This window comes from Caballeronia arvi, from assembly GCF_001544695.2.
In the GTDB taxonomy this organism is placed as follows: Bacteria; Pseudomonadota; Gammaproteobacteria; order Burkholderiales; family Burkholderiaceae; genus Caballeronia; species Caballeronia arvi.
Genome location: NZ_FCOM02000255.1, coordinates 1 through 1152, shown reverse-complemented (window position 1 = coordinate 1152; position 1152 = coordinate 1). Strand labels below are relative to the sequence as shown.

The window sequence follows — 1152 nt, the reverse complement described above, 5'->3', positions numbered from 1 at the left end:
CTGACCGTACAACTTGCGGATGTCGATCACGTCCGGGCCCATCGTGCCCTTGTAGATCGGCATTTCGACGCTCGGCGAGTTGTCGCTGAACGATAGCGTGGCTTTAACATCTGACGGGGTCATAGCACATCCTCAATCGAAGTATGGATACAGGTTTTCGATAATTTGCACGACGGAAGCTGCGCGGCAAAACTGTCTTATCGGCCTGTGTGCACTGCAGCAGGCCTATTTTGCAAAACTCCGCGAATTCCTGCACGAATCACACGGTGCGCAGCATGTCCAGCAAGCGGACTACGTCCGGCGTCGCGAGGTCGCCCTCGGGCTCCGTGCGCGCCAGCAGCAAGTCCATCAGTTCGTTGTCGCTCAGCTCCAGCAGGCGGGTCAATGCGGCCACATCGGCGTCGCTGAGGTCATGCTCATATCGGCTGAAGAAACGCTCGAAGATCAGATCGTTTTCCAGCAGGCCGCGCCTTGCGCGCCAGCGAAGGCGCGCGCGGCGAAGGGGATCGGACTGGTGAGATTCGTCCATTTTCAAACCGCCCGGCGCACCATCAATTCCTTGATCTTGCCGATCGCCTTGGTCGGATTGAGCCCCTTCGGGCACACGTCGACGCAATTCATGATCGTATGGCAACGGAACAGACGATACGGATCTTCCAGGTTGTCCAGACGCTCGCCCGTCGCTTCGTCGCGACTATCCGCAATGAAGCGATACGCTTGCAGCAAGCCCGCCGGTCCCACGAACTTGTCCGGGTTCCACCAGAAGCTCGGGCACGACGTCGAGCAGCTCGCGCACAAGATGCACTCGTACAAGCCATCGAGCTCATCGCGTTCGACCGGCGATTGCAAACGCTCTTTCTCGGGCGGCGGCGTGTCGTTGATCAGATACGGCTTGATCGAATGATACTGGTTGAAGAACTGCGTGAAATCGCAGATCAGGTCACGCACGACCGGCAGCCCCGGCAGCGGACGCAGCACGATCTTCTGCGGCAGCTCGTTCAGATTCGTCAGGCACGCGAGGCCGTTCTTGCCGTTGATGTTCATCGCGTCCGACCCGCACACGCCTTCGCGGCATGAGCGGCGGAACGACAGCGTTTCATCGAGCTCTTTCAGCTTCACCAGCGCATCGAGCAACATGCGTTCATGCTTGAT

General features: G+C 58.9%; 2 protein-coding genes. Both read right to left on the bottom strand.

Going from position 1 to position 1152, the window contains the following annotated elements:
• Positions 1-259 precede the first annotated feature (259 nt).
• Positions 260-529 carry an FAD assembly factor SdhE gene (locus AWB74_RS44745; protein ID WP_061152828.1) on the bottom strand — a complete coding sequence of 90 codons (270 nt, stop codon included), beginning with the start codon at positions 527-529 and terminating at the stop codon, positions 260-262.
• 2 nt (positions 530-531) lie between these two features.
• Positions 532-1152 (bottom strand): succinate dehydrogenase iron-sulfur subunit (locus AWB74_RS44740; protein WP_061152827.1); only part of this gene is annotated, 621 nt, incomplete at its 5' end.

Bases quoted from the DNA above. Each gene is read 5' to 3' on its own strand.
- AWB74_RS44745 (WP_061152828.1), bottom strand. From the start codon at position 529: ATGGACGAATCTCACCAGTCCGATCCCCTTCGCCGCGCGCGCCTTCGC.